Annotated in this window: 20 protein-coding genes; 4 read left to right on the forward strand and 16 right to left on the reverse strand. The window is 58.3% G+C overall.

All coding sequences use genetic code 11. The features are described 5' to 3' along the window. Nucleotides 1-25 precede the first annotated feature (25 nt). A complete protein-coding gene (locus tag LB568_RS02895) occupies nucleotides 26-1,843 on the forward strand; it encodes a capsular polysaccharide synthesis protein (protein WP_224728996.1) in 1,818 nt (605 codons plus the stop codon). On the opposite strand, the gene LB568_RS02900 is transcribed toward LB568_RS02895, so the two are convergent. The 11 genes from LB568_RS02900 to LB568_RS02950 form a co-directional block, all read right to left on the reverse strand. Next, nucleotides 1,740-3,239 (reverse strand): ABC transporter ATP-binding protein, encoded by a 1,500-nt coding sequence (locus tag LB568_RS02900; protein WP_224728997.1) that lies wholly within the window; start codon nucleotides 3,237-3,239, stop codon nucleotides 1,740-1,742. The two genes, LB568_RS02895 and LB568_RS02900, sit on opposite strands and share 104 nt — an antisense overlap. Continuing rightward, on the reverse strand, nucleotides 3,229-4,008 hold the full coding sequence (locus LB568_RS02905) for an ABC transporter permease (RefSeq protein ID WP_224728998.1): 780 nt from the start codon (nucleotides 4,006-4,008) through the stop codon (nucleotides 3,229-3,231). Before LB568_RS02905 ends, LB568_RS02900 begins: the two co-directional genes overlap by 11 nt. A gap of 9 nt (nucleotides 4,009-4,017) precedes the next feature. Then, complete coding sequence (locus LB568_RS02910; protein ID WP_224728999.1) at nucleotides 4,018-4,959, reverse strand: methyltransferase domain-containing protein; 942 nt, start codon at nucleotides 4,957-4,959, stop codon at nucleotides 4,018-4,020. 23 nt (nucleotides 4,960-4,982) lie between these two features. After that, nucleotides 4,983-6,671, reverse strand: coding sequence for a rhamnan synthesis F family protein (locus tag LB568_RS02915; RefSeq protein WP_224729000.1), 1,689 nt, complete (start codon nucleotides 6,669-6,671; stop codon nucleotides 4,983-4,985). A gap of 8 nt (nucleotides 6,672-6,679) precedes the next feature. After that, nucleotides 6,680-9,295 carry a glycoside hydrolase family 99-like domain-containing protein gene (locus tag LB568_RS02920; protein ID WP_224729001.1) on the reverse strand — a complete coding sequence of 872 codons (2,616 nt, stop codon included), beginning with the start codon at nucleotides 9,293-9,295 and terminating at the stop codon, nucleotides 6,680-6,682. Further along, entirely contained in the window at nucleotides 9,292-10,200 is a 909-nt protein-coding gene (gene rfbD, locus LB568_RS02925) for a dTDP-4-dehydrorhamnose reductase (RefSeq protein ID WP_224729002.1), read from the reverse strand. Before rfbD ends, LB568_RS02920 begins: the two co-directional genes overlap by 4 nt. Continuing rightward, nucleotides 10,197-11,267 (reverse strand): dTDP-glucose 4,6-dehydratase, encoded by a 1,071-nt coding sequence (gene rfbB, locus LB568_RS02930; protein WP_224729003.1) that lies wholly within the window; start codon nucleotides 11,265-11,267, stop codon nucleotides 10,197-10,199. Before rfbB ends, rfbD begins: the two co-directional genes overlap by 4 nt. A 29-nt stretch (nucleotides 11,268-11,296) precedes the next feature. Next, nucleotides 11,297-11,851 carry a dTDP-4-dehydrorhamnose 3,5-epimerase gene (gene rfbC, locus LB568_RS02935; RefSeq protein ID WP_224729004.1) on the reverse strand — a complete coding sequence of 185 codons (555 nt, stop codon included), beginning with the start codon at nucleotides 11,849-11,851 and terminating at the stop codon, nucleotides 11,297-11,299. Next, nucleotides 11,852-12,733 (reverse strand): glucose-1-phosphate thymidylyltransferase RfbA, encoded by an 882-nt coding sequence (gene rfbA, locus LB568_RS02940; protein ID WP_224729005.1) that lies wholly within the window; start codon nucleotides 12,731-12,733, stop codon nucleotides 11,852-11,854. It abuts the gene before it with no gap. A 124-nt stretch (nucleotides 12,734-12,857) separates the two neighbouring features. Next, nucleotides 12,858-13,883, reverse strand: coding sequence for an NAD-dependent epimerase (locus tag LB568_RS02945; RefSeq protein ID WP_224729006.1), 1,026 nt, complete (start codon nucleotides 13,881-13,883; stop codon nucleotides 12,858-12,860). A 63-nt stretch (nucleotides 13,884-13,946) separates the two neighbouring features. Beyond that, on the reverse strand, nucleotides 13,947-14,537 hold the full coding sequence (locus tag LB568_RS02950; protein WP_224729007.1) for a biotin transporter BioY: 591 nt from the start codon (nucleotides 14,535-14,537) through the stop codon (nucleotides 13,947-13,949). A 199-nt stretch (nucleotides 14,538-14,736) separates the two neighbouring features. Between LB568_RS02950 and LB568_RS02955 the strand changes: the two genes are divergently transcribed. Continuing rightward, on the forward strand, nucleotides 14,737-15,642 hold the full coding sequence (locus LB568_RS02955; protein WP_224729008.1) for an MBL fold metallo-hydrolase: 906 nt from the start codon (nucleotides 14,737-14,739) through the stop codon (nucleotides 15,640-15,642). Nucleotides 15,643-15,684: 42 nt separating this feature from the next. Here LB568_RS02955 and LB568_RS02960 read toward each other — a convergent pair whose 3' ends face one another. Together LB568_RS02960 and LB568_RS02965 are read right to left on the reverse strand one after the other, a co-directional pair. Beyond that, complete coding sequence (locus tag LB568_RS02960; RefSeq protein WP_224729009.1) at nucleotides 15,685-16,470, reverse strand: DUF1499 domain-containing protein; 786 nt, start codon at nucleotides 16,468-16,470, stop codon at nucleotides 15,685-15,687. An 81-nt stretch (nucleotides 16,471-16,551) separates the two neighbouring features. Then, nucleotides 16,552-18,180, reverse strand: a complete 1,629-nt coding sequence (locus LB568_RS02965; RefSeq protein WP_224729010.1) for a fatty-acid--CoA ligase — start codon at nucleotides 18,178-18,180, stop codon at nucleotides 16,552-16,554. Nucleotides 18,181-18,502: 322 nt separating this feature from the next. On the opposite strand from LB568_RS02965, the gene LB568_RS02970 reads away from it, so the two are divergent. Together LB568_RS02970 and LB568_RS02975 are read left to right on the forward strand one after the other, a co-directional pair. Continuing rightward, on the forward strand, nucleotides 18,503-18,859 hold the full coding sequence (locus tag LB568_RS02970; RefSeq protein WP_224729011.1) for a hypothetical protein: 357 nt from the start codon (nucleotides 18,503-18,505) through the stop codon (nucleotides 18,857-18,859). A gap of 131 nt (nucleotides 18,860-18,990) precedes the next feature. After that, nucleotides 18,991-19,380, forward strand: coding sequence for a DUF427 domain-containing protein (locus LB568_RS02975; RefSeq protein WP_224729012.1), 390 nt, complete (start codon nucleotides 18,991-18,993; stop codon nucleotides 19,378-19,380). A 61-nt stretch (nucleotides 19,381-19,441) separates the two neighbouring features. Here LB568_RS02975 and LB568_RS02980 read toward each other — a convergent pair whose 3' ends face one another. The 3 genes from LB568_RS02980 to LB568_RS02990 are packed head-to-tail and all read right to left on the reverse strand — an operon-like array spanning nucleotide 19,442 to nucleotide 21,461. Then, nucleotides 19,442-20,182 (reverse strand): polysaccharide deacetylase family protein, encoded by a 741-nt coding sequence (locus tag LB568_RS02980; RefSeq protein WP_224729013.1) that lies wholly within the window; start codon nucleotides 20,180-20,182, stop codon nucleotides 19,442-19,444. Between the two features lie 32 nt (nucleotides 20,183-20,214). Beyond that, on the reverse strand, nucleotides 20,215-20,358 hold the full coding sequence (locus LB568_RS02985; protein ID WP_224729014.1) for a hypothetical protein: 144 nt from the start codon (nucleotides 20,356-20,358) through the stop codon (nucleotides 20,215-20,217). Next, nucleotides 20,358-21,461, reverse strand: coding sequence for a glycosyltransferase family 9 protein (locus tag LB568_RS02990; protein ID WP_224729015.1), 1,104 nt, complete (start codon nucleotides 21,459-21,461; stop codon nucleotides 20,358-20,360). The genes LB568_RS02985 and LB568_RS02990 overlap by 1 nt, the downstream gene beginning before the upstream one ends. Between the last annotated feature and the right edge of the window lie 94 nt (nucleotides 21,462-21,555).

Genomic DNA, 21,555 nt, shown 5'->3' on the forward strand with positions numbered 1-21,555 from the left:
CCATGCTCGAGGAGTTGGGAGATAGATGTCAATTCGCAACGAGACGAACAATGCCCCTAAAACTATCTGGATATTGTGGTTGCAGGGCATCGATTCTGCGCCCCAAATCGTGAAGGCCTGCGTGGCTTCTTGGCGGAGAATGAACCCCAATTGGACGGTTCAAATCCTTGCCAGGACGAATCTCGTTGGCTTTTTGCCTGACGTAGACGACCCCAATTCAGTACTTTCCATGTCGCTTTCAGACGCAACTTATAGCGACATACTGCGCATCGAATTGCTATGCAGATATGGGGGAGTTTGGGTCGACGCCACTTGCTATTGTCTGAAGCCTCTCGATGAATGGCTTTATGATTTAATGTCAGAAGGCTTCTTTGCCTTCGAGCGGCCCGCCCCTACCCGAATGCTATCTTCGTGGTTCTTGGCAGCCGTCCAGTCTTCTTACTTAACTCATCAGTGGCGTCGGTTGGTCCACCAACATTGGCAGAACAGAGCAGATGATCCAGACTATTTCTGGTTCCACCATCTATTTGGCGAAGCTTATCAAGAGGACAAGAAATTTCGCGCATTGTGGGATCGAGTTCCGAAGATATCGGCTGAGGGCGCGCATATATTCGCGCCTTATGAGACGCGATTTCTTGGCGCGATTTCAGACGAAGACCGAGATATTGTGTCTCTTGCCAAACTTCCAGTCTTAAAGCTCACGCACAAAGTCGATCACGGCGCAGTTATCGAAGGAAGCGTTTACCAATTCCTTTGCAACTTCGGCGAGCGTTCATCTGCTAAAAACATCCAACGGCCACACAATCGATATACCGGGCTCGCTGACACAGAAGCCAAGGCGCGACCGATTCTTTTGTGCTGGTACGGATCGCTGAAGGACAATGGAACTATTGGAGATCTATACGCAGTGCAGAGTGTTGCCGCTCGTATGAAAGCCTCGGGATTCAATTTTAGGCACTTAACAGCTAGCGCCGCGTTTGAAATTTCCGGCGAACGGGTTGCGCTGGAGGAACTCGATTACTGTGACTATGCGACGTTGGTTTTCGTATGTGGTCCGGTGATCAAGGATCATCCGATTGTTGAGACGGTAATTCGTCGATTTCCGTCGGTCAGAAAAATCGGGGTCAGCGTTAGCTTGTTTGACCGAAACCATATCAACTATGTCCAGCCGTTTGACGTTGTCTTGGCTCGAGAAGGGGGCGGACAGCGCTTTGAGGACGTCGCCATTCTCGCACCTTCGCGAGTTACCCCAAAGCGCATGCGGGGACCAAATGAACAGCTTGTCGTCGGATTGGTGCTTCGCGGTGAGCAGGGCGAGTATGGACCCGAAAACTCACTTCACGATCGCACTAGCGCGCTCACGGCGCATGTAATCGAGGGCCTAGCTGCAAATTATCAAGTGAAGACGGTGGAGATCGAACATCACTTGACGCGTTCAGGCCGCGCACCCGCCGAAATTGAAGCGCTGTACCTTTCTTGTGATCTCGTGCTCACATCTCGCTTTCATGGTGCGGTTCTGGCGATGCGCAATGAGGTTCCATTTATCGCGATAGATCAAATTCGAGGAGGTGGAAAACTAACGTCTCTACTTTCCGTCTCTGGGTGGCCGTTCGTTTATCGGATCGAGGACGCAAGGAAGGATGAAGTAACCCGCGCCGCCCTGGATCTCGTAGGGGGAAGCAAACGGGACCTGCTACTGGAAATTGTCGGACGCACCAAATCCAGGGCTGCCGAGACACTCAATGCTCTAGAGGCTGTGCTGAAGACAAGGTCACCTGCGGCGTTGCGTCCAGGTTTACGTAGCCGATTGCGGCAAGTTCTGGCTCGCTGGCGACCCGGATGAGAACGCCTTCAATAATCTTATGAAGCATACACAGCTGCTCGCTTACCAAACCTCGCACGCCGGCGCTTACAAGATATACCCCCGGCAACATGACACAGCTAAAGGTAAAATTTATTTTCAGTGCCGAACCAGATTTGGCCAGTCGAGTTCTTTCGCCTTTTACCCTGTGCGTATCTGAACCCGCCAACACCAAACCTGTCACGTTTTTGAACAAAAACTCGAAGCCGACCTCCCTGGCATCCGAAGAAAAGTCTACCATATATTCCAAAATATACCGCTTCCCCATTTGCAGCACATTCACCTTGTCGCCATTGAGCGTCAGAACGCGAAGGTCTCGAATACGCGCACCTCGTTCTTCGAGATTGATCGCGGACTTGGATTTGAGGTTGGTGTCGTAGTAATCTGCGTACTGACCAGCTATCTCGTTCGATTCCGCCTCAACAGGGGACACGACCGTCTCATCGGAGGGTTCTGCTATGGGAGGGTTTACGGTGGCGCCCTGGCTTTGACCGCCGGCCTCGTCTTCGAAATTGCCCGTCATTGCCGGCCTGAAAGGCAGCTCAATACCAGCCGCCATAATCCGGGTGCGGATTTCTTTCGCCGCTTCCGCGCTGGCATTGATCAACCGCTGATATTGCGCCACCACCGCTTTAGGGCGACCCTGCAGAATGAGTTCGCCGGCGTCCACGAGCATCGCGCGCGTGCACAGTTGCACGATCGTCGACGCACCGTGACTGACAAAAAGGATAGTGCCACCTTTGTCCTTGATATCTTCGATACGGGCAAAGCATTTCCGCTGAAAGGCCTCGTCACCAACCGACAACGCTTCATCCACCACCAAGATGTCGGGATCGACGTTGATCGCGGTGGCGAAGGCGAGCCGCACATACATGCCCGACGAATAGGTCTTCACCGGCTGGTCGATGAAGGGGCCGATATCGGCGAAGCGGGCGATGTCGTCGAAACGCCACTCCATCTCGTTGCGCGGCACGCCCAAGATCGAGGCATTGAGGAAGACGTTTTCGCGTCCGGTGAATTCGGGGTTAAACCCAGCACCGAGTTCAAGCAGCGCGGCGATGCGGCCGTTCACTTCGACCGAACCGCTCGTCGGCTGCAGTGTGCCGCAGACGATCTGCAGCAGAGTCGATTTACCAGAACCGTTACGGCCGATTATACCGACTGTTTCGCCGCGACCTACTTCGAAGGAAATGTCAGACAGGGCCGCGAAGTCGCGGAAATAACGACGCGGCGGGCGACCGATCAGCCGGTCCAACCGCGGGACTATCATCTGCTTGAAGCGGTCTTCTGGCCGCTCGAACATGACATAGTGCTTGGACACATCGCGGACGCGAATTGCTATGTCGGAAGCGCGGTTGCCTGGCCTGTCAGAGGACATCTGCAAATCCTCTTCGGGTTTTCTGGAAGAATTGATAGCCGAGAAGTGCAACTGCAATCGCCACCATGGAGTAGTTGCCAAGGGCGGCCCAATTTGGCTGCACACCGAAAAGAACCACGTCGCGGAAGCTCTCAACGGGAATCGCGAGCGGATTGAGCGAAAGCCAAGGTTGTAGCCAGGTTGGCAGCGACGTCCTCTGGAAGAAAACTGGAGAGAGGAACATGGTTGCCGTCACCAGCGGCGCCACGATCTGGCTCATATCGCGAAAATAGACACCGATCGACGCCAATATCCAGGCAATGCCGAGCACCAGAACAATGAGCGGCGCGAACACCAACGGCGCCAGAACGGCCGTGAGCGGAATATGCCCAAAAACGATGTAGGCGAAGATCAGCAGCACCAATAGACTGACAGCGGCATGAAACAATGCCGCGCCAGCGGAAACCACGGGCAGTATCTGGATCGGAAACACGATCTTTTTAACATAGTTGGCGTTAGCGACGATCAACGCAGGCGCCAGCGATACCACCTCGGCAAAAAACTGAAAGACGATCAATCCACAGAACAGCACGACCGCAAACTCGCCTGTCGAATCTGTGACGCTCTGCTGGTTAGGAGTCGTCCAGCGCGATTTCATCACCACGCCGAACACGAAGGTATAGACAGCTAACATAAATAGCGGATTGAGAAGTGACCACAGCAAGCCGAGTGCCGAGCCACGGTAGCGGCCCGCTATCTCGCGGCGCGTAAGAGACAAAATCAGCGTCATGGCACTACGTCATTTCTTCCTGGCAACTAGAAATGTCCCCGAGGCCAATTCAAATTGTTTGCCCTCACTTAGTTCACGAACAAATGGCTTCTCCATGTCCACCACCGCGAAATTCATCAATTCTTTCACAGTTAATTTCTCAAAAGATTCTCTTGTTCCGGGCGACAACCCATTTGCCCAGGAGTTAAAGAACCAACTTGCAACCCAAACAGGGTGAAAATAAAATGGCACTGTGTGACTCAGAACTTCCATGTCACGATCAAAAAGACTTCTAAGCCCGTCCTTTGTCATATTATAGTAATGATGCGGATACCCATGATACGGCTGCAAGAATGGAACATGGACGAACATCTCGCCGCCAGGCTTAAGCACGCGCACCATTTCGCGAGCTGCAGCGAACGGGTCTCGCACATGTTCTAATACAGCATTAGAGATCACATAGTCGAAGGACTCGTCCTTAAATGGCATCTTCTCCAGAACGGCCAAAACATCGGTTGTAACATATGGAACAATTTCCAGATTTACCACATTCCTGTAATATACCGGCCTAAAACCCGCACCAGCATCAAGAAATAATTTTTCCTCGTTGTTTTCTATCTTGCCTTTTATGGAATCTATATAATCATGCTGAGATATCGAATCCGTTGGCACGACTCCGGCAATCTTTGCGAGATCATCTGGCAAACAATTATAACCACCGCTCGAAAGCCTTGATGGCATCTCGCTTCCCTGAAGCAGGGCAACGATACGTGAGAGCTTCGATTCTCTCGCTTCAACGATAGCATTTACTCGAACGATCCGACGATTTTCCGTATGGCCGATGATCTCGAAGTGGTATCGTCCACTGACTAGACGTCCTTCCCTAATCGCAGCCGCAACGTCTGGATTGGCCTGCAGATAGCCCTCCTCATCGAAATTCTCAAATGTAGCCGGAAGGGAGGTTTCAATCATTCTCTGGTACCTCAACGATTGCGTTACAATACCGGCACGTCATTCTCGAGTGACGAATATCCTTGAATATCCGCCCCCCGCAGAAGGACACTAGAGGCCGCGAAACCTTGACTGCGCACGAGAGGGCAAAACACTCTTTCGATCGCGTGCGCGAGTGTCCCGTCCTGTTGACCGTTCTCGGACTCAAAAATGAGACTGTCTTCAGGAACAATCTTTAACGGCGCCAGTGCCTTTGGTGCAAACCAGAACATCGAGCCAGCGAAAAAGCCCAGTTCTAGATTCTCCTCCGCAGGGAATGCCGTCATCTCTTCCAACAGCCGACGGACCGTTTCGCGGTTCGCGCCCCAAAAACGATCGTTGGTCAGATAGTAGCGGTGCGGGCCAACGATGCCGACGTCGCCCGATTTGATCAGTTCGATCGACCTCAACACAGTTAGTGAATCACCGGCGACTGAGCCGTACAGCTTGTCCCTCCAGAGAACCCCGTTGGCGCTGTAAGTGCTTTTCTTCGAATGAATTTTCAGAACAGCCTGATATTGATCGAGCGCGCCGCTACGGTAGACGGAGACAAATGGACCTATATCCCGTCCCCTGTTTTCCGAAGAGTATACGGAAATGCTTTGCGCCAAACCAGAGAATTCATCAAAAATTCTACTGAAAAATCCTTCGGATGTCGTCGTAACATGAATATCAAACGGAACCACAATATTTTTTAGCAAATTACAAATACTAGCAATCATATCGATATAGTGTATATGGACTATAACCGCGACTTCAATCTGCCCCACGTTCGTTCTCCGCCATCGAGCAAGCTTCATCGCAGGAACCCCCCTAGTCTCTATCTTGAGAGTAGAAAGGTTATCACTTCCGCGCGAATAGTTAGATCGGCTATGGCTAAGCATCTCTTGTATTTCGCGAAGGCGCCCCTGCTCGCAAACGTCATCTACAAAAGCCAGATCGACCTGATGGGGATTATCCCTTAGAACCTCAAGCTTGATATAACCCAGCTCGCGGGCAACAAGCTCGGCAAGGTGGTGAACAGGATTGAACCGCCGCGCCGGCGACGTAGGGCTTGGAAGAAACGTTAGGCCCCAAGTGTATTGCCTGTCACCAGCGCCCCAGCGCTGGCTAGCACGCTCAAGCTGCTCGGGTGACGGTTGGAGGAGTGCCGCAACCCTAACGTTATTGCTTCGAAATGCGGAAGATAGGCCAATCTCAAATCTGGTTATAGTTTCCAATTTTGAACTGGTCGGCTCAACACCGTCAAGAAAATCAAAAAACCAGGGCGACGTTAAAACCAACGATCCCAACAAAATCAAATACGACTGCAAATGCCATGAGAATTGATACGACTCAGTTGAACCAACTACATCATACTCACTTCCCATCTTCAGCATCTTTGACAAAGTTTTATCAAATACTTCTGATGACAGAAGAGCAAAGCTGGAATTTACCAGCAACGCGCTTTCTACTTGGAAGTTTTCCTTTGCGTAAATCAGGCCAACTCTATAGCTGAAAAAATCATATCCAAAATTCGGCCTTCTTATAATTACAATTTCTGGAAAATTTTTTGCGATATCCTGCTCTATCCTGCTCGTCGTTACCAGAATAACGCGATCAAATCTCCTCGACAGGCAAGCCAGTAGTTCGACAAAATTAGCCTCGACATGATCATTTGCGTCGAAATGAGCCACAATAGCGACGTTGTCCATCGTTTGCCCTACTTCGCTAACCGCAAACGCTTGTAGAAATAGCTGGCCATGAAATGCAGCGGCGGCACTCTTCGCAGCAGCTTTGACGCCTTCACTGCTATCGGGCTAGGGGGTACGATGGCTGCCAAAGTCTCAATAGGTATTTGCGCGCCCGGAAGTTCTACGTTCTCTGTCGGAGCTACTAGCCTGTCGAACAAACGCGCCCGCGCGCCATTTGTACCGACCGGCTCCTTCGCTGCGTCGAAGAATTTGCTGCGAAGCGTTTCCTCAAGGTAAGAAAGCCCCCATCGCTGATCGGGTTCAAGATAGCATCCCTCACCCCATTCATTCCATGCATTGATAAATACGAGGCGACTCTCTGGGTCAGGATGGTCCTGCCTAGCCTGAAAGCGTAGAAAACGAAGCCACCCGCCATATAGTTCGGGCGTTGAATTGACCACAACTGTCGGGTTGTTTTGTCGCCGGGCAGTGTTATCCCATCCAGGAATAATGCCTCTGAACATGTTAAAGGACGGCTTCGGGCGATTGGCGCTTTGAGCAATCATCTTCCGATAGTCAACGATGCCGCCTGAGAAATTCGGATTTGTGAAAGTCGGAAATTCCGAGGGGTGATTCTGAGGTCCATTGAACTTATGTGGAGGAAATTCAACCAGAGAGTCGGCACCCACCTCATCCGGCGTGGATATGTCATAGAAATCAACCACACTAATGTGAAGGCCCGGAAACCCATCGGCAACCACGCGATCTCGCCATAGAGAAAACCAGCGCCGCGGGTCCGGGATATCCTTCGCCCGGTAGACCACCAATAGCGGCATGCCGCCAATTTTTATATATCTTTGGTCATTGAAGTAGCCGAGCATCGTGTGGATGAAGGCCTCAGCATCCTCCTCAGCATACTTCTGTTCCAGCAGAATATTTTTCGTATCGCCATCCCAAGCGCGGGTCCAGTTTTCGTTGGCCCAGCACAAACAAAATTTGAAATCTATATCGGAATTTATAAAAAGATCTACCGGCTTTTCTAATACTCTCTTCCCGCTGAACCAATAATGATAAAAACAGAAACCATGCAGACCGTAAAGCTTCGCCATTTCGATCTGCTCCCGCATTATCTGAGGGTGCGTCAGATCATAGTATCCTAGCTCACGAGGTATCCGTGGCTGATTGTGACCATGAAAATTAGGAGTTGCCCGTGCGACATTTGTCCATTCCGTAAATCCCGGCCCCCACCATTCTGAATTTTCATCTATTCTATGAAACTGCGGAAGGTAAAAGGCGACAAGCTTTGTCTCATCGACGGATATATCGATTTCTTCCTGATCCTCCGGAATCTTTGAAAGAGCCGTAAATGTAGGTGAATGGACGCCGATGCCAATTGACGGACTTGGCGGCTCGTCTTTCAATTGAATTTCCAGCGTCAATCTTTCCGCTTGAAAGGCCTGTATTTGACGGTTTAGGTCTGCAATCAGGTCCTGAGATCTTTTGATCTCGCCCGCCAGAGATGCGGATTCTTCCAAGAGATGCTGTTGTTCAGCAAGCTCTGCTTTGAGTCGCGCTGTCTCAGCTTGCCCTTCCGAAACCTTGTGAGCATGCTCGGGCGCCGATCTTTCGATCTCGTCGTTGCGCTGTTTGGCCAGTTGCTGCTGCTCAAGCTTCTGCTGATGAAGCACTCGGAGACGGCTATCAAGTTCGGGGAAAAAAGCGTCACCGAAAATTTTAGCAACGGAATCGAACTCTGCCTTGATCCGATCAAGTTCTGCCATTGCACCCGCATCAACATCATCGGACCTGAGCATTGTCAGGGCTGCGTATGCATCCTTAATCCAGTCAATGATACGCGGATCAGCGTCGAGCAACTCGGTGCTGGCGGTAAAGTGCTGATTGTCGGTAGAGAAATGCTTGGATAACAGGAACTGCCATTCTCCTTCAGGTCTTGGCCAGCTGAGCCCGAAAGCGTCCGTGATCCTGTCAATACTATACCGCCAATCATCAAGCAGACTCTCGTAAGACAATACGACACGTGGTCGACCCCGAGTTGCGCGCTCGGCTTCCAATTCATGGCGAAGCCAAAGAAGCGAACTGAAGTTCATCGTGAAACCATTCCGATTCGCCAAGGAAGCGATCACAGCCAACGGATTGCGCTCTATCAGCACATATCGAACATCGATGCGCATGCGCTTTAGGATTTCCGCATACAGCGGCACGAAGCGCGATATGCGCGGCTCCTTGAGGACAAATAGCGGCGCGCTGCCGTATTCCTCGTCGATCAGCCGCGCGATTTCAGCTTTGTAGAAGCGTAGACGCGGCGAGCCGAGGTCGTTGGAATCAAATGCTCGCCAATCATCCCAGCTGCTTCCTGCCTCGGCCAGCATCTGATCGTGCAGTGCGATGAGACGCTCCGGCTCCCAGTGACCCGTTGGATTGGAGGAATTTGCACCCAGCAGATTTTTCGGCAATTCCGCGCCGAGCAGACTGATTGCTCGCGTCAGCGCGCTGGTGCCCGAGCGGTGCATGCCGAGCACCATGATGCAGGTGCGCTTGGCCGCTTTCGGCTTTGCCTTGCGGGTTTTCGGCTCGCCGACGGGCGCCGCATCCTGCAGATTTTCTGCCGAGGGGTGCTTGTTCATGCAGTCAATGCCTGTTTCGTCTCACCTGTCAGAAGCCGTCGCACCACCGCTTCCGTCGAAAGCCGCCAGTCCGGCGCGTTCCATCCAAATACGGAAGCGAATTTCGCGCTCGATAGCCGGGAATTGGCGGGGCGGCGCGCCTTGGTCGGATAGTCCATCGTTGCAATGTCCCGTACCCGCGCCCAAGGACCACCAAACGCCAGGCTTGTGTCCAGTATATGACGGGCAAAGCCGCTCCAGTTGGTCTCGCCCGTGCCGGCTAGATGATAGGTGCCGAACGCTGCGAGTTCCTTGTTGCGCGGTAGCCTGGCGGCCGCATGCAGGATCGCGTCGGCGATATCAAGCGCCGAGGTCGGGTTTCCCCATTGATCGGCCACCACCGCGATCTCGTCGCGGTCGGCGGCCAGCCGCAGCATGGTTTTCACGAAATTCCGGCCGAACGGGCTGTAGACCCAGGCGGTGCGCAGGATCAGGTGGCGCGGGCCGGCGGCGGCAACCGCCTGTTCGCCGGCGAGCTTGGAGGCGCCGTAGACGCCGAGGGGCGCGGTCGCATCGGTCTCGACATAGGCGCCGGGAGCGCTGCCGTCGAAGACATAGTCGGTCGAAAGATGGATGACGGGAACGCCGAGCCGTGCTGCCGCTTCGGCCACCTTGCCGGCGCCGGTCGCGTTGACGGCAAAGGCCATATCAGGCTCGTCCTCGGCCTGATCCACGGCGGTGTAGGCGGCAGCCGACACGACGATATCCGGTTCTGTCTCGGCGATGACCTCGATGATGGTGTCGGGTCTTGCCAGGTCGAACTCCGGCCGGCCGATGGCGACGACGTCCACATCGGCGCGGCTCTGGCCAGCCTCCAGCAAACTCGCCGCGACCTGGCCGTCGCGTCCGGTGACGACGATCCTCACGCGCTTTCCTTGCGTGCTTCGCCCAGCCTTTCGCCGGCATAGCGCTGCTCGCGGATCGGCCCCCACCACCATTTGTTGTCCAGGAACCAGTCCACCGTCCGTGCCAGGCCGCTGTCGAAATTCTCGCTTGGCGTCCAGCCGAGCTCGCGGCCGATCTTGGAGGCGTCGATGGCATAGCGGCGGTCGTGCCCGGGCCGGTCGGTGACGAAGGCGATCAGGTCGCGATAGCGCTTGCCATCGGCGCGGGGACGCCTGATGTCGAGCAGGTCGCAGATCGTCTCGACGACGGCGAGGTTCGTGCGTTCCGAATTGCCGCCGACATTGTAGCTCTCGCCCGGCGTGCCCTTGGTGGCAACGAGCTCCAGGGCCCGCGCGTGATCCTCGACGAACAGCCAGTCGCGCACATTGGCGCCGGCGCCGTAGACAGGCAGCGGCTTTTCATCGAGCGCGTTGAGGATGACGAGCGGGATCAGTTTTTCGGGGAAATGATAGGGGCCGTAATTGTTCGAACAGTTGGAAAGAACCACCGGCAGGCCATAGGTCTCGTGCCAGGCACGCACGAGATGGTCCGAGGCCGCCTTCGAGGCCGAATAGGGCGACGACGGCGCGTAGGGGGTCTCCTCGACGAACATGCCGCCATCGAAAGGCAGGTCACCGAACACTTCGTCGGTCGAGACGTGATGGAAGCGGAAGCGGCCTTTCCTTTCGTCGGAAAGGCCACGCCAGTATTCCAGCGCGGCATTGAGTATCTTGTAGGTGCCGACGATGTTGGTCTCGATGAAGGCGCCAGGTCCGTCGATCGAGCGGTCGACATGGCTCTCGGCGGCGAGGTTCATGACGATGTCGATATCGTTGCGGCGCAATATGTCCAGCACCGCCCGCTCGTCACAGATATCGGCATGGGCGAAGCTGTAATTGTGGGCATTCTCGATCGGCCGCAGCGAGGCCAGATTGCCCGCGTAGGTCAGCTTGTCGAGATTGGTCACCCGGTAGGCCGGATTGGCGCACAGATGCCGGCACACCGCCGAACCGATGAAGCCGGCTCCGCCCGTCACCAGAAAATTCATGCTGCTGTCCTCACGCACCTTTGGCAACATCAGGCAAACACCTCGGCGGCGGCGAGCAGCGGCGCCCTGAGATCCTTGTCCGAAAGCTGGAACCCGCCGGCCAGCGACGGCCATTCCATGCCGATGGCCGGATCATCGAAACGGATCGAGCGGTCATGCTCGGGCGAATAGGTGTCGGTCACCTTATACAGGACCTCGGTGTCAGGCACGAGCGTCACAAAGCCATGCGCAAAGCCCTTCGGCACCAGGATCTGGTTGCCCTTCTCAGCCGACACTTCGAGAGCGACCCATTTTCCAAAGGTCTTCGAACCGCGGCGAATATCGACCGCTACGTCTAAGACGCTGCCACGGATGACGCGCAGCAGCTTGTCCTGGGCGCGCGGCGCAAGCTGGTAGTGCAATCCGCGCAGCACGCCCGCCGCGGCGGAATAGGAATGGTTGTCCTGCACGAAAACGAGGTCGATGCCGGCCTGCGCAAAGCGCTCGGCATTGTAGGTTTCCATAAAGAAGCCACGCGCATCGCCGTGCCGCTTCGGAACGATTTCCAGCACCCCGTCGATGCCAAGCGGTCTCACCTCCAGCATCTACCCCTCCGAAAGATCGGCGACACGCCGGCGCAGATAGGCCGCGTATTCGTTCTTTCCCAGGCGGGTCGCGCGCTCCAGCACCTTGTCCGCCGTCAGCCAGCCCTGTTCGAAGGCGATTTCCTCCGGACAGGCGACCTTGATGCCCTGGCGGTGCTCGATCGTGCGCACGAAGGAAGAGGCTTCGTGCAGGCTGTCATGCGTACCCGTGTCGAGCCAGGCGTAGCCACGCCCCAACCGGTGCACATGGAGCAGGCCGCGCTCGAGATAGACGTTGTTGACCGCCGTGATCTCGAGTTCGCCGCGCGCCGAGGGCCGGATCATCGGGGCGATATCGACGACCTGATTGTCGTAGAAATAGAGACCCGTGACAGCCCAGTTGGATTTCGGCCTTTGTGGCTTCTCCTCGATGGTCAGCGCGGTTCCGGTTGCCTTGTCGAAGGACACCACGCCATAGCGTTCGGGATCCTCGACATGGTAAGCGAACACCGAAGCACCCGTATCGCGCGATGCTGCGGTGCGGCAAAGCTGCGACAGCCCGTCGCCAAAATAGATGTTGTCCCCAAGGATCATCGAGACGCTGTCCTTGCCGATGAAATCCCGGCCAATGATGAAGGCTTCCGCGAGGCCATTGGGCTGAGGCTGCTCGGCATAGGACAGCGCCAGACCGAACTCCGATCCGTCGCCCAGCAACTCACGGAAAGCCGGCAGATCACGCGGCGTCGAAATAATCAAAATTTCGCGGATCCCCGCGAGCATCAGCACGCTCAGCGGATAATAAATCATCGGCTTGTCGTAGATCGGGAGGATCTGCTTAGAGACTGCTAATGTTAGTGGATAAAGACGCGTTCCACTGCCTCCAGCAAGGATAATTCCTTTCAAGAAGCTCTCCTCGACATGCCAAAGCCCCCCGGCCTTGAGTGCCTGTGCTTAGGTTTCATGCAATGGCTTGTCAATGCGGCGTCCCGCAATCGGGCGGACTATTTCGTGCAAAGGGCTGACCTCGCTATCCCCGTCCAAAATACGCCTGGTACCAGTCCACGAACCGCCCTACTCCTTCGGAAACGGACGTGCCGGGGCGGTAGCCGACCGCCGCTTGCAGTGCGGACGTGTCGGCAAAAGTGTCGGGCACGTCGCCTGCCTGCAGCGGCAGGAGTTCAATGATGGCCTTGCGGCCAAGCGCGTTCTCCAGCGCCTCGACATAGGCGGCCAGCTTCACCGGGTTGTTGTTGCCGATGTTGAAGATGCGCCAGGGCGCGCTGCTCGTCGCCGGGTCCGGATGGCCGGAATCCCAGGCAGGGTTGGCCGCGGCGGGGCTGTCGCTGGCGCGGACCACGCCTTCGGCAATGTCCTCGACATAGGTGAAGTCGCGCGTGTGATTGCCGTTGTTGAACAGCTTGACCGGCTCGCCGGCCAGTATGCTCCTGGTGAACAGGAACAGCGCCATGTCGGGACGGCCCCAGGGACCGTATACGGTGAAAAAGCGCAAACCAGTGGTCGGCAGCCCGAACAGGTGGCTGTAGCTGTGCGCCATCAGCTCGTTGGCGCGCTTGGTCGCGGCGTAGAACTGCAGCGGGTGGTCGGCCGGGCGATGCTCGGAAAACGGCATGTCGGTGTTGGCGCCGTAAACGCTCGAGGTGCTGGCATAGGTCAGGTGCCCGACACGGCTGCGGCGGCAGGCCTCCAGCATGTTGGTGAAAGCGACGATGTTGCTTTCGACGTAGGCGCGCGGATTTTCCAGGCTGTAGCGCACCCCGGCCTGGGCGGCGAGATGGATTACCCGGTCGAAGGCGTGGTCGGCAAAGCAGCCGTCAACCACGGTCCTGTCGGCGAGATTGCCGTGGATGAAATGATAGCCGGCATTGGTGCTTCGGCTCGCCTCGGCCAGAAGCCGCAGCCGCGCCTGCTTGAGGCGCGGATCGTAATAGTCGTTGATGCTGTCGACGCCGACGACCTCGTCGCCGCGCTCCAGGAGCCGCCTGGCGACATGATAGCCTATGAAGCCGGCGGCGCCGGTGACCAGAACCTTCATCAGAAGCGACCGTCTCCGGGAGTGGACCCCTGACGTCTATGGCAGCCCGGCTTGCTGCGGGGCTCAGGAGCGCTTCAGCAGCGACCAGACGGCCGGCACCAGGCTCGCCGCGAGCGCAACCTTGATCAGGTCGCCGACGATAAACGGCACGACGCCGAACTGCCAGGACTTCTCCGGACCGATGAGCATCGCCAGCCAGGCGAAGCCCATTGCCATCATTACGACTTCGGCAACCAGCATCGCATTGACAAGCTTGATCGGATGGCGATCCCAGCCGCGATCGGCGGCCCAGCCGACAATAGCGGCCATGACGACGAAGCCAGCGAGATAGCCGCCGGTCGGCCCGACCATATAGGCAATGCCGATACCCTTCTCCGGCGTGCCCTGGAAGACCGGGAAGCCCATCGCGCCCTCCGCCATATAGAGCAGCAGGGTGGCAACGCCGAGACGCATGCCGAAGGCGGCGGCGATCAGGAAGACGGCAAGCGTCTGCATCGAGATATCGACAGGACCCAGGACCACCCTGGTCTTGGCGGACAGCGTCAGCAGCAGCGTTCCGGCAATCGCCAGGAGAAGCTGCGTTACCAGTCGCGCCGCGCCTTCTTGCGGCAGAGCCAGAGAAACAAGCGGGCGCATCGTCGTTGCAGTTGCCATGGTCTTCCCCAATCCGATTTGTCGCGATCCAGCAATCGCGGTCTCAGCGTTTTCCTATATTGGCTTGCGTGCTATGCGGCAATCGGTTTTGCCGTTCCTGGAACAATGTGCCTACATTGTTCCAGGAAACAATGTGCCGACATGGTCGAAAAGGCATGGTCGAAAAGGCTTGCTTCGAAAAGACATGGTTCGAAAAGACATGGCTCTCAAATTCGATACCAGTTTCGATCCCGGCTACGGTCACGGGATAGACGTGGCAGCAGACGTGCGGCGCATCACGGCCCGAAATCCGAGCCCGTTTACCTTTCACGGCACAAACTCCTACATCGTCGGGCGCGAGACGCTGGCGGTCATCGACCCCGGGCCGGATGACGAGGCGCATCTGCGGACCTTGCTCGACGTGATCGCCGGCAGGCCGGTCAGCCATATCTTCGTCAGCCATACGCATCGTGACCATTCACCGCTGGCAATGCGGCTGAAAGAGCGCACCGGCGCCGCCGTGCTGGCGGAGGGCCCGCATCGGCCGGCAAGGCCGCTGCACACCGGCGAAACCAATGCGCTCGATGCCAGCGCCGACACTGCTTTCGTTCCCGACATCGCGCTGCCTGACGGGGCGTTGGTCGCCGGCGACGGCTGGGCGATCCGGACGGTTCTGACCCCCGGCCACACCGCCAATCACGCCGCATTCGCACTGGAGGGAACTGGCATCCTGTTCTCGGCCGATCATGTCATGGCATGGGCGACGTCCATCGTCGCGCCGCCGGACGGGGCAATGGCCGATTACATGGCGTCGCTGGACCGGCTGATCGAGCGCGGCGATCGCTTGCTGCTGCCTGGCCATGGCGGACCAGTGACGGCGCCGCGCAATTTCATGCGCGGGCTGAAGACGCATCGCAAGATGCGCGAACGAGCCATACTGGAGCGGGTCAGGGCCGGTGACCGGACGATCCCCGACATGGTCAAGGCAATCTACAGGGATACCGATCCACGGCTGCACGGCGCTGCCGGGCTATCGGTGCTTGCCCATCTCGAGGACCTGGTGGCACGCGGCATGGTGTCGACCGACGCAGCCCCCGCCATCGACGGTATTTTCGCGCCTGCCTGATAGGCTTCCCCGGACGCAAACGCACTATCCGCGGGAAACCGACTATTCGGCCGGAGCCGCGCCGACCTGGCCGGCGACTTCCTGATCGAGTTCCGCCAGGAAATCGGTGACGCGCGCGGCATTGTCGCCAAGGTCGTAGCGGCCGTAACGCGACGCCGACCGCATGTCGACGATGATCGTGTCCCCGTCATCCGTCACGCGGATCGCCACGTCGGCCGGAAGGCCGAGCACGAAGCTCGAGGCAACGGCTGTGATGGTAACCTCGCTCTGCCCGGCGAGGTCGGGGTATGGCTGGGAAAGGTCCCAGCCGCGCCTGTCGAGCACGGTTTCGACGGCGTTGACGATGGTCTCGAAGGGCAGGTCGTAGCTGCGCGCGGTGACAAGCGGATAGCTGTCGGTCTGCAGCCGCTGTTCGCCCGACGTCGGCGGGGAGAGCACGTTCATGTCCTTCGTTCGGTCGCTGATGTCGAGCGCCGGCGGTTCCTCGAAATCGGTCGAGATATCCCTGAGCGGCGGATAGATCGTGGCCCAGTACACGGCAACGCCGTAGGGGACCAGCACCAACAGGGCCAGCACGACGCCGACGGTCAGGTCGCGGCCGCCGCGGTCACCGAAATTCCACAGCCTCGAAAAGGCAAAGGCGGCGAACAATAGCGCCAGCGCCGCCAGCAGCGCGACAATGCCCAGCACCCACAGGAACACCGGCGTTTCGACAAGACCGAAGCGATGGCCGACATAGTCGGTCAGCAAAAGCACCGCCGAAAATGCGGCCGTGCGCCGCGACCAACCGGCTGCCTTCGACGTTTGCCGTTCGGGAATGCTAACCATTGTCTTCTGCGCTGCCCCAACCCGGACCGAGGTCTAGTGCCTTTTCGCGGCGGCTTGAAGCCGAAACATGCAACATCCCCGTCAATCCGTCGGCAAGCGGTAGTCCTTGAATTGCTGGCGCAAGGTGATCTTCTGGATCTTGCCGGTGGCGGTATGCGGTATCTCGCCGACGAAAGCGACATCGTCGGGCATCCACCACTTGGCCACCTTGCCGTCCATGAAGTCGAGAATACCAGCCTTGGTCGGCTCCTTGCCGGGCTTGGCGACGACGACCAGCAACGGCCGCTCGCCCCATTTCGAATGGTGGACGCCGATGGCCGCCGCTTCCGCCACATCCGGGTGACCGACAGCCAGATTCTCCAGGTCGATGGTCGAAATCCACTCGCCGCCGGACTTGATGACGTCCTTGGCGCGATCGGTGATCTGCATGTAGCCGCCGGCATCGATGTGGGCGACGTCTCCGGTATCGAACCAGCCGTCCTCGTCGAACTGCTCGGCGCCCACACCGCCATAGTAAGCGCGGGCAACCGCGGGGCCGCGCACCTTCAGCCGGCCAAATGTCCTGCCGTCCCACGGTTGCGCCTTGTTGTCGTCATCGGTCACCTTCATCTCGACGCCGAAGGGCGGGTAGCCCTGTTTGCTCTGGACGTCGAGCCGGGCCTCGCCCTCGAGGCCGGCATATTCGGGCTTCAGGGTGCATAGCGTTCCTAGCGGCGACATTTCGGTCATGCCCCAGGCATGGATGACCTGGACACCGTAATTGTCCTGGAATTTCGTCATGATCGCACGCGGGCAGGACGAGCCGCCGATGACGACCTTGTTCAGATGGGGAAGCGTCTTGCCGGTCTCCTCCAGATATTGCAGCAGCATCATCCAGACGGTCGGCACGGCGGCGCTGAAGGTCACCTTCTCGGTGTCGAGCAACTCGTAGATCGAGGCGCCGTCCATCTTGCAGCCGGGCATGACCAGCTTGGCGCCGATCATCGGTGCACTCTGGCCAAGGCCCCAGGCATTGGCGTGGAACATCGGCACCACCGGCAGGATCGTGTCGCGCGCCGACAGACCCATCGCATCGGGCATGGCGGCAATCATGGCGTGCAGCACGTTCGAGCGGTGGCTGTAGACGACGCCTTTGGGATCGCCTGTCGTGCCCGACGTATAGCACATGCCGGCGGCAGTGCCTTCGTCGAAGGTCTTCCAGGCGAAATCGCCATCGACCCCGTCAAGCCAGTCCTCGTAGGCGACCGCATTGGGCAAGGTGGTTTGCCGCATGTGCGCCTTGTCGGTCAGCACGATCACCTGTTTCAGCGATTTGACGGCAATGGCGATCTTTTCGAGCAACGGCAGGAAGGTGAGATCGACGAAGATGGCCTTGTCCTCGGCGTGGTTCATGATCCAGACGATCTGCTCGGGAAACAGGCGCGGATTGAGCGTATGATAGATCGCGCCAATGCCCATGATGCCGTACCAGGCCTCGATGTGGCGCGCGGTGTTCCAGGCCAGCGTGGCGATGCGGTCGCCCATCCCGTACCCGTCGCGTTCCAGCCGCTGGGCAACCTTGAGGGAACGACGGTGGATGTCGGCATAGGTGGTGCGCACGATCGGTCCCTCGATCGAGCGCGACACGATCTCGCGCACCCCATGTTGCCGTTCGGCGTTGTCGATCAGCTTGTGGCACAGCAGCGGCCATTCCTGCATCAGCCCCAGCATCCGTTCCTCCTCCCTCGCGCATTTTGCGTCGTAACTTTGGCGCATTGTGAAGCGAACCGGCGGATTGTCCAGTCACCCGCTTGCGCGGCTAACGAATTTCGGTGTCCGTGCCGTTACGGCAAGCGGTTGAATTCCGGCATGTTTTGGATTTCGGCCTGCTGATCCCTCATGCCACCGAGATGGCAGGAGGGTCCAAATCACCGCCGTGACGGCAGTCTCCTACCTCCGAAATCACAGGGAAATCCGCCACAATCCGGCCATCGTCGGCGTTAAGTTTCGTTAACGGGCAAAGGGGTGCGATTGGCGACTGAAAGAGGTTCGCATGGACGCGCAACTCGAGGACAAGGCTCTGGAGAGCACACTTGCCGAAAGCCTGGCCGATTTGGTGCCGGACGAGAAGACTGTTTCCGAGGACGAATTTGTTGAAGTTGTCGGCGGCGCGCTCGAAGCGGTCGGCGGCACGCTGCTGTTCAAGATGTGTGTCGAGAGCGGAGGCGAAGGCCAGCATGTCGCGGCGGCATCCGTCGGCGACGGCGGCAATCGCCAGTTCCTGCTGCTCACCCTGCCGACCGGCGGCGGCTCGCTGAAGGTCGAGACCGTTTCGAGAAGCAGCAACCCGGTGGCGGGCATCGCAGCCGCCTATGCTGGACTGATGGACGCATTCAAAACCGCCGCCTGAAGCCTCGGCTGACACTCGAAAGCGCTATAGCGCCACGCCTCGGCGATTGGCGCCTGTTTTCGTGATGCGAATGGACCTTGCGCAATGGCTGTGCCCGCCACATTTTAGGGAGCCAGGCAAGGAGAACCAGCATGGACAAGATCGCCAACCCGGCACCCGGCTTCCAGCGCAATCCCGACAAGGTCATCACCATCGAGCCCTATGCCGGCACCGTTACCGTCCGCGCCGGCGATACGGTCATCGCATCGTCCACGAGGGCCAAGGTGCTGACCGAGGCCCCCTACCCCGCAGCCTTCTACATTCCGTTCGCCGACATCGATTTCGACAAGCTCACCGGCACGGAGCACTCCACCCATTGTCCCTACAAGGGCGATGCCAGCTATTGGAGCGTGCTGCCGGCCGGCGAGGCGGGCAAGGACGCGATGTGGGCCTATCGGCATCCGTTCGACGAAATGACCGATATCCGCGACCACGGGGCGTTCTACGCCAGCAAGGTCACCATCGAAGCCAAGCCTGGCTGAGGCACTCAGGGTGCGTTGAGATTTGAGGGCGGGCCGATCACCACCCAATATCGACGCACCCTCAGTCGGTGGTGCCGTTGTTGCCCATGCCATCGGCATCGTCGAGACGTACGAAGGTCATGCCTTTGCCCTTGAGCGCCAACAGGCCCTGCACCACGCCTTCGCCGGCGGCATGGGTCGGCTGATTGATGTGCGAGATGATGACGTCGCCATCCTTGGCCGCGGCGATGCGCCTGGCGGTTTCCTTGGCACCCAGCAATGAGCCGCCATCGCCATTGATCGAGAAGCCGGCGATCTTGAAGCCAAGCTTGCGGATCATCGCGATGGCCGAGGGACTGTACTCGGCCGTTGCGCCCCGGAACCATTTCGGAGCCGGTTCACCCGTCTTGGCCAATGCGGCGGCACCCGATTCGACCTCGGCCAGCACCGCTTCGGGGCTGCCGGCGCTGCGTATGCCATAAATCTTCTGCGGCGTGTCGACCGCCGGAATATGGTGGCCGCCGTGATTTTCCAGTTCGAACAGGTCGGGATGCGCGTGCATGATCGCGACGGCCGCGGCATTGCGCTTCAGCCAGATGCCGGTGACGAAAATGGTGGCGGGGATCTTGTTTTCCACCAGCGCCGAAAGGATCCGTGTGTCGGTTTGTCCGCCGCAGGCATCGAGCGTCAGCGCGACCCGGCCGGCCCCGCTTTCGGCAGGCTTTATATGCAGCGTGGGCTCGACCAGCGGCACGGCGTGAGCGCTGGACACCACCGCCAGCGACATGGCGATCATGCAGAGATGTTTTTGCAGCAGACGCATCAAACCAATTCCTGATAGGCGATTTCAAGCCGCTATCCCAAGGCCCGTATCAAGGCGGAAATCGGGACGATGAATAGCAGAAAGATGCCTGACGCGGCAATTTGACCGACCAGTTGGTGAACGAACCCTTCGACGGCGGCCTTGCCGCCGTTGAAGCGCGTCAGCCCGACATGCATCAGACAGCGCGCTCGCGCTTCATCTCGGTGCGCGCGAGCACCTCGCGCACCGCATCGACGACGGGTTTCACCTCCAGGCGCCACACGCAGCACGCCTTGCTGGGGTCGGGCCAGCGGCACAGATCCTTGGCCACGCAGTCGCATGGCATCGGCGGCCGAAGCGCGATGCTGGGCACGCCAACAGGCCCCCAGCGCGACGGATGCGTCAGGCCGAACAGCCCGACAACCGGCGTACCCGCGGCGGCGGCCATGTGCATCGGGCCGCTCTCGTTGCCGAGAAACAGCCGGGCCTGTTTCAGGACAGCCAGAAGGCTCTCGAGCGACAGCCTACCGACTAGGTCGACGACCGGCGTCGCCGTCCTGGCGAGGATCGGTGCGGTCGCCTGGCGTTCGCTCGGCCCTCCCACCAGGACGAGGCCCAGTCCGGTACCCGTTGCAATTTCGTCGATCGCCTCGGCAAACCGTTCCGGCTGCCATTGCCGGCCCTTGAAACTCGCGCCCGCATGCACGGCGACGAAGGCGTTCGGTCGCAGACGATGCTTGCCCAGAAGCGCCAGGGCTTTCGCCGTCTCGAACAGCGACGGCTGAAAGCTTGGCACGGTGACGCGCAGATCGACGCCAAGCGCTTCAAGGGGCGAGAGATAGCGATAGACGAAATGATGGCCGCCAAACCCGTACGGCTTGGCATACAGATTGGCGGGCTGCCGCTCCAGCAGCTTCAGGGGCCTTTCGGGAGGATTGTAGCCGACGCGCGTCTTTGCGTTGACGAACCCACTCACGATGCGCGAGGTCTTTGAATCGGTCAGGTCGATCGTCAGGTCGAAGCGGAACCGACGCAGCGCCCGCACCATCGCATAGAGCTCTTTTCCACGCTCCAGCGGGGTGCCCCGCATGCGGGCGCGCCTGAACGTGACCACCTCGGCGGCGATGCCATGCGCAGTCACGAAGCTCTCGAACTGAGCCTCGCAGAGGAACACGATCCTGGCGCCGGGAAATTCGAGTTGCAGGTTCCTGGCGAGCGTCGAGGCGAGAACGATGTCGCCGATGAACTTCGTCTGAATGACCAGGATCGAGCGGAACGGCGCGGGTGATATCTGCAACATTTGATTCCGGAGACAATTGGCGGGCCGTCCGCAAATTGGGCAGGAACAATGTCGGGATTACGCAATGCCATCAGCACGTTCGCGTGAGCTTTCA

It is taken from the genome of Mesorhizobium sp. B263B2A (assembly GCF_020165775.1).
GTDB classification, from domain to species: domain Bacteria; phylum Pseudomonadota; class Alphaproteobacteria; order Rhizobiales; family Rhizobiaceae; genus Mesorhizobium; species Mesorhizobium opportunistum.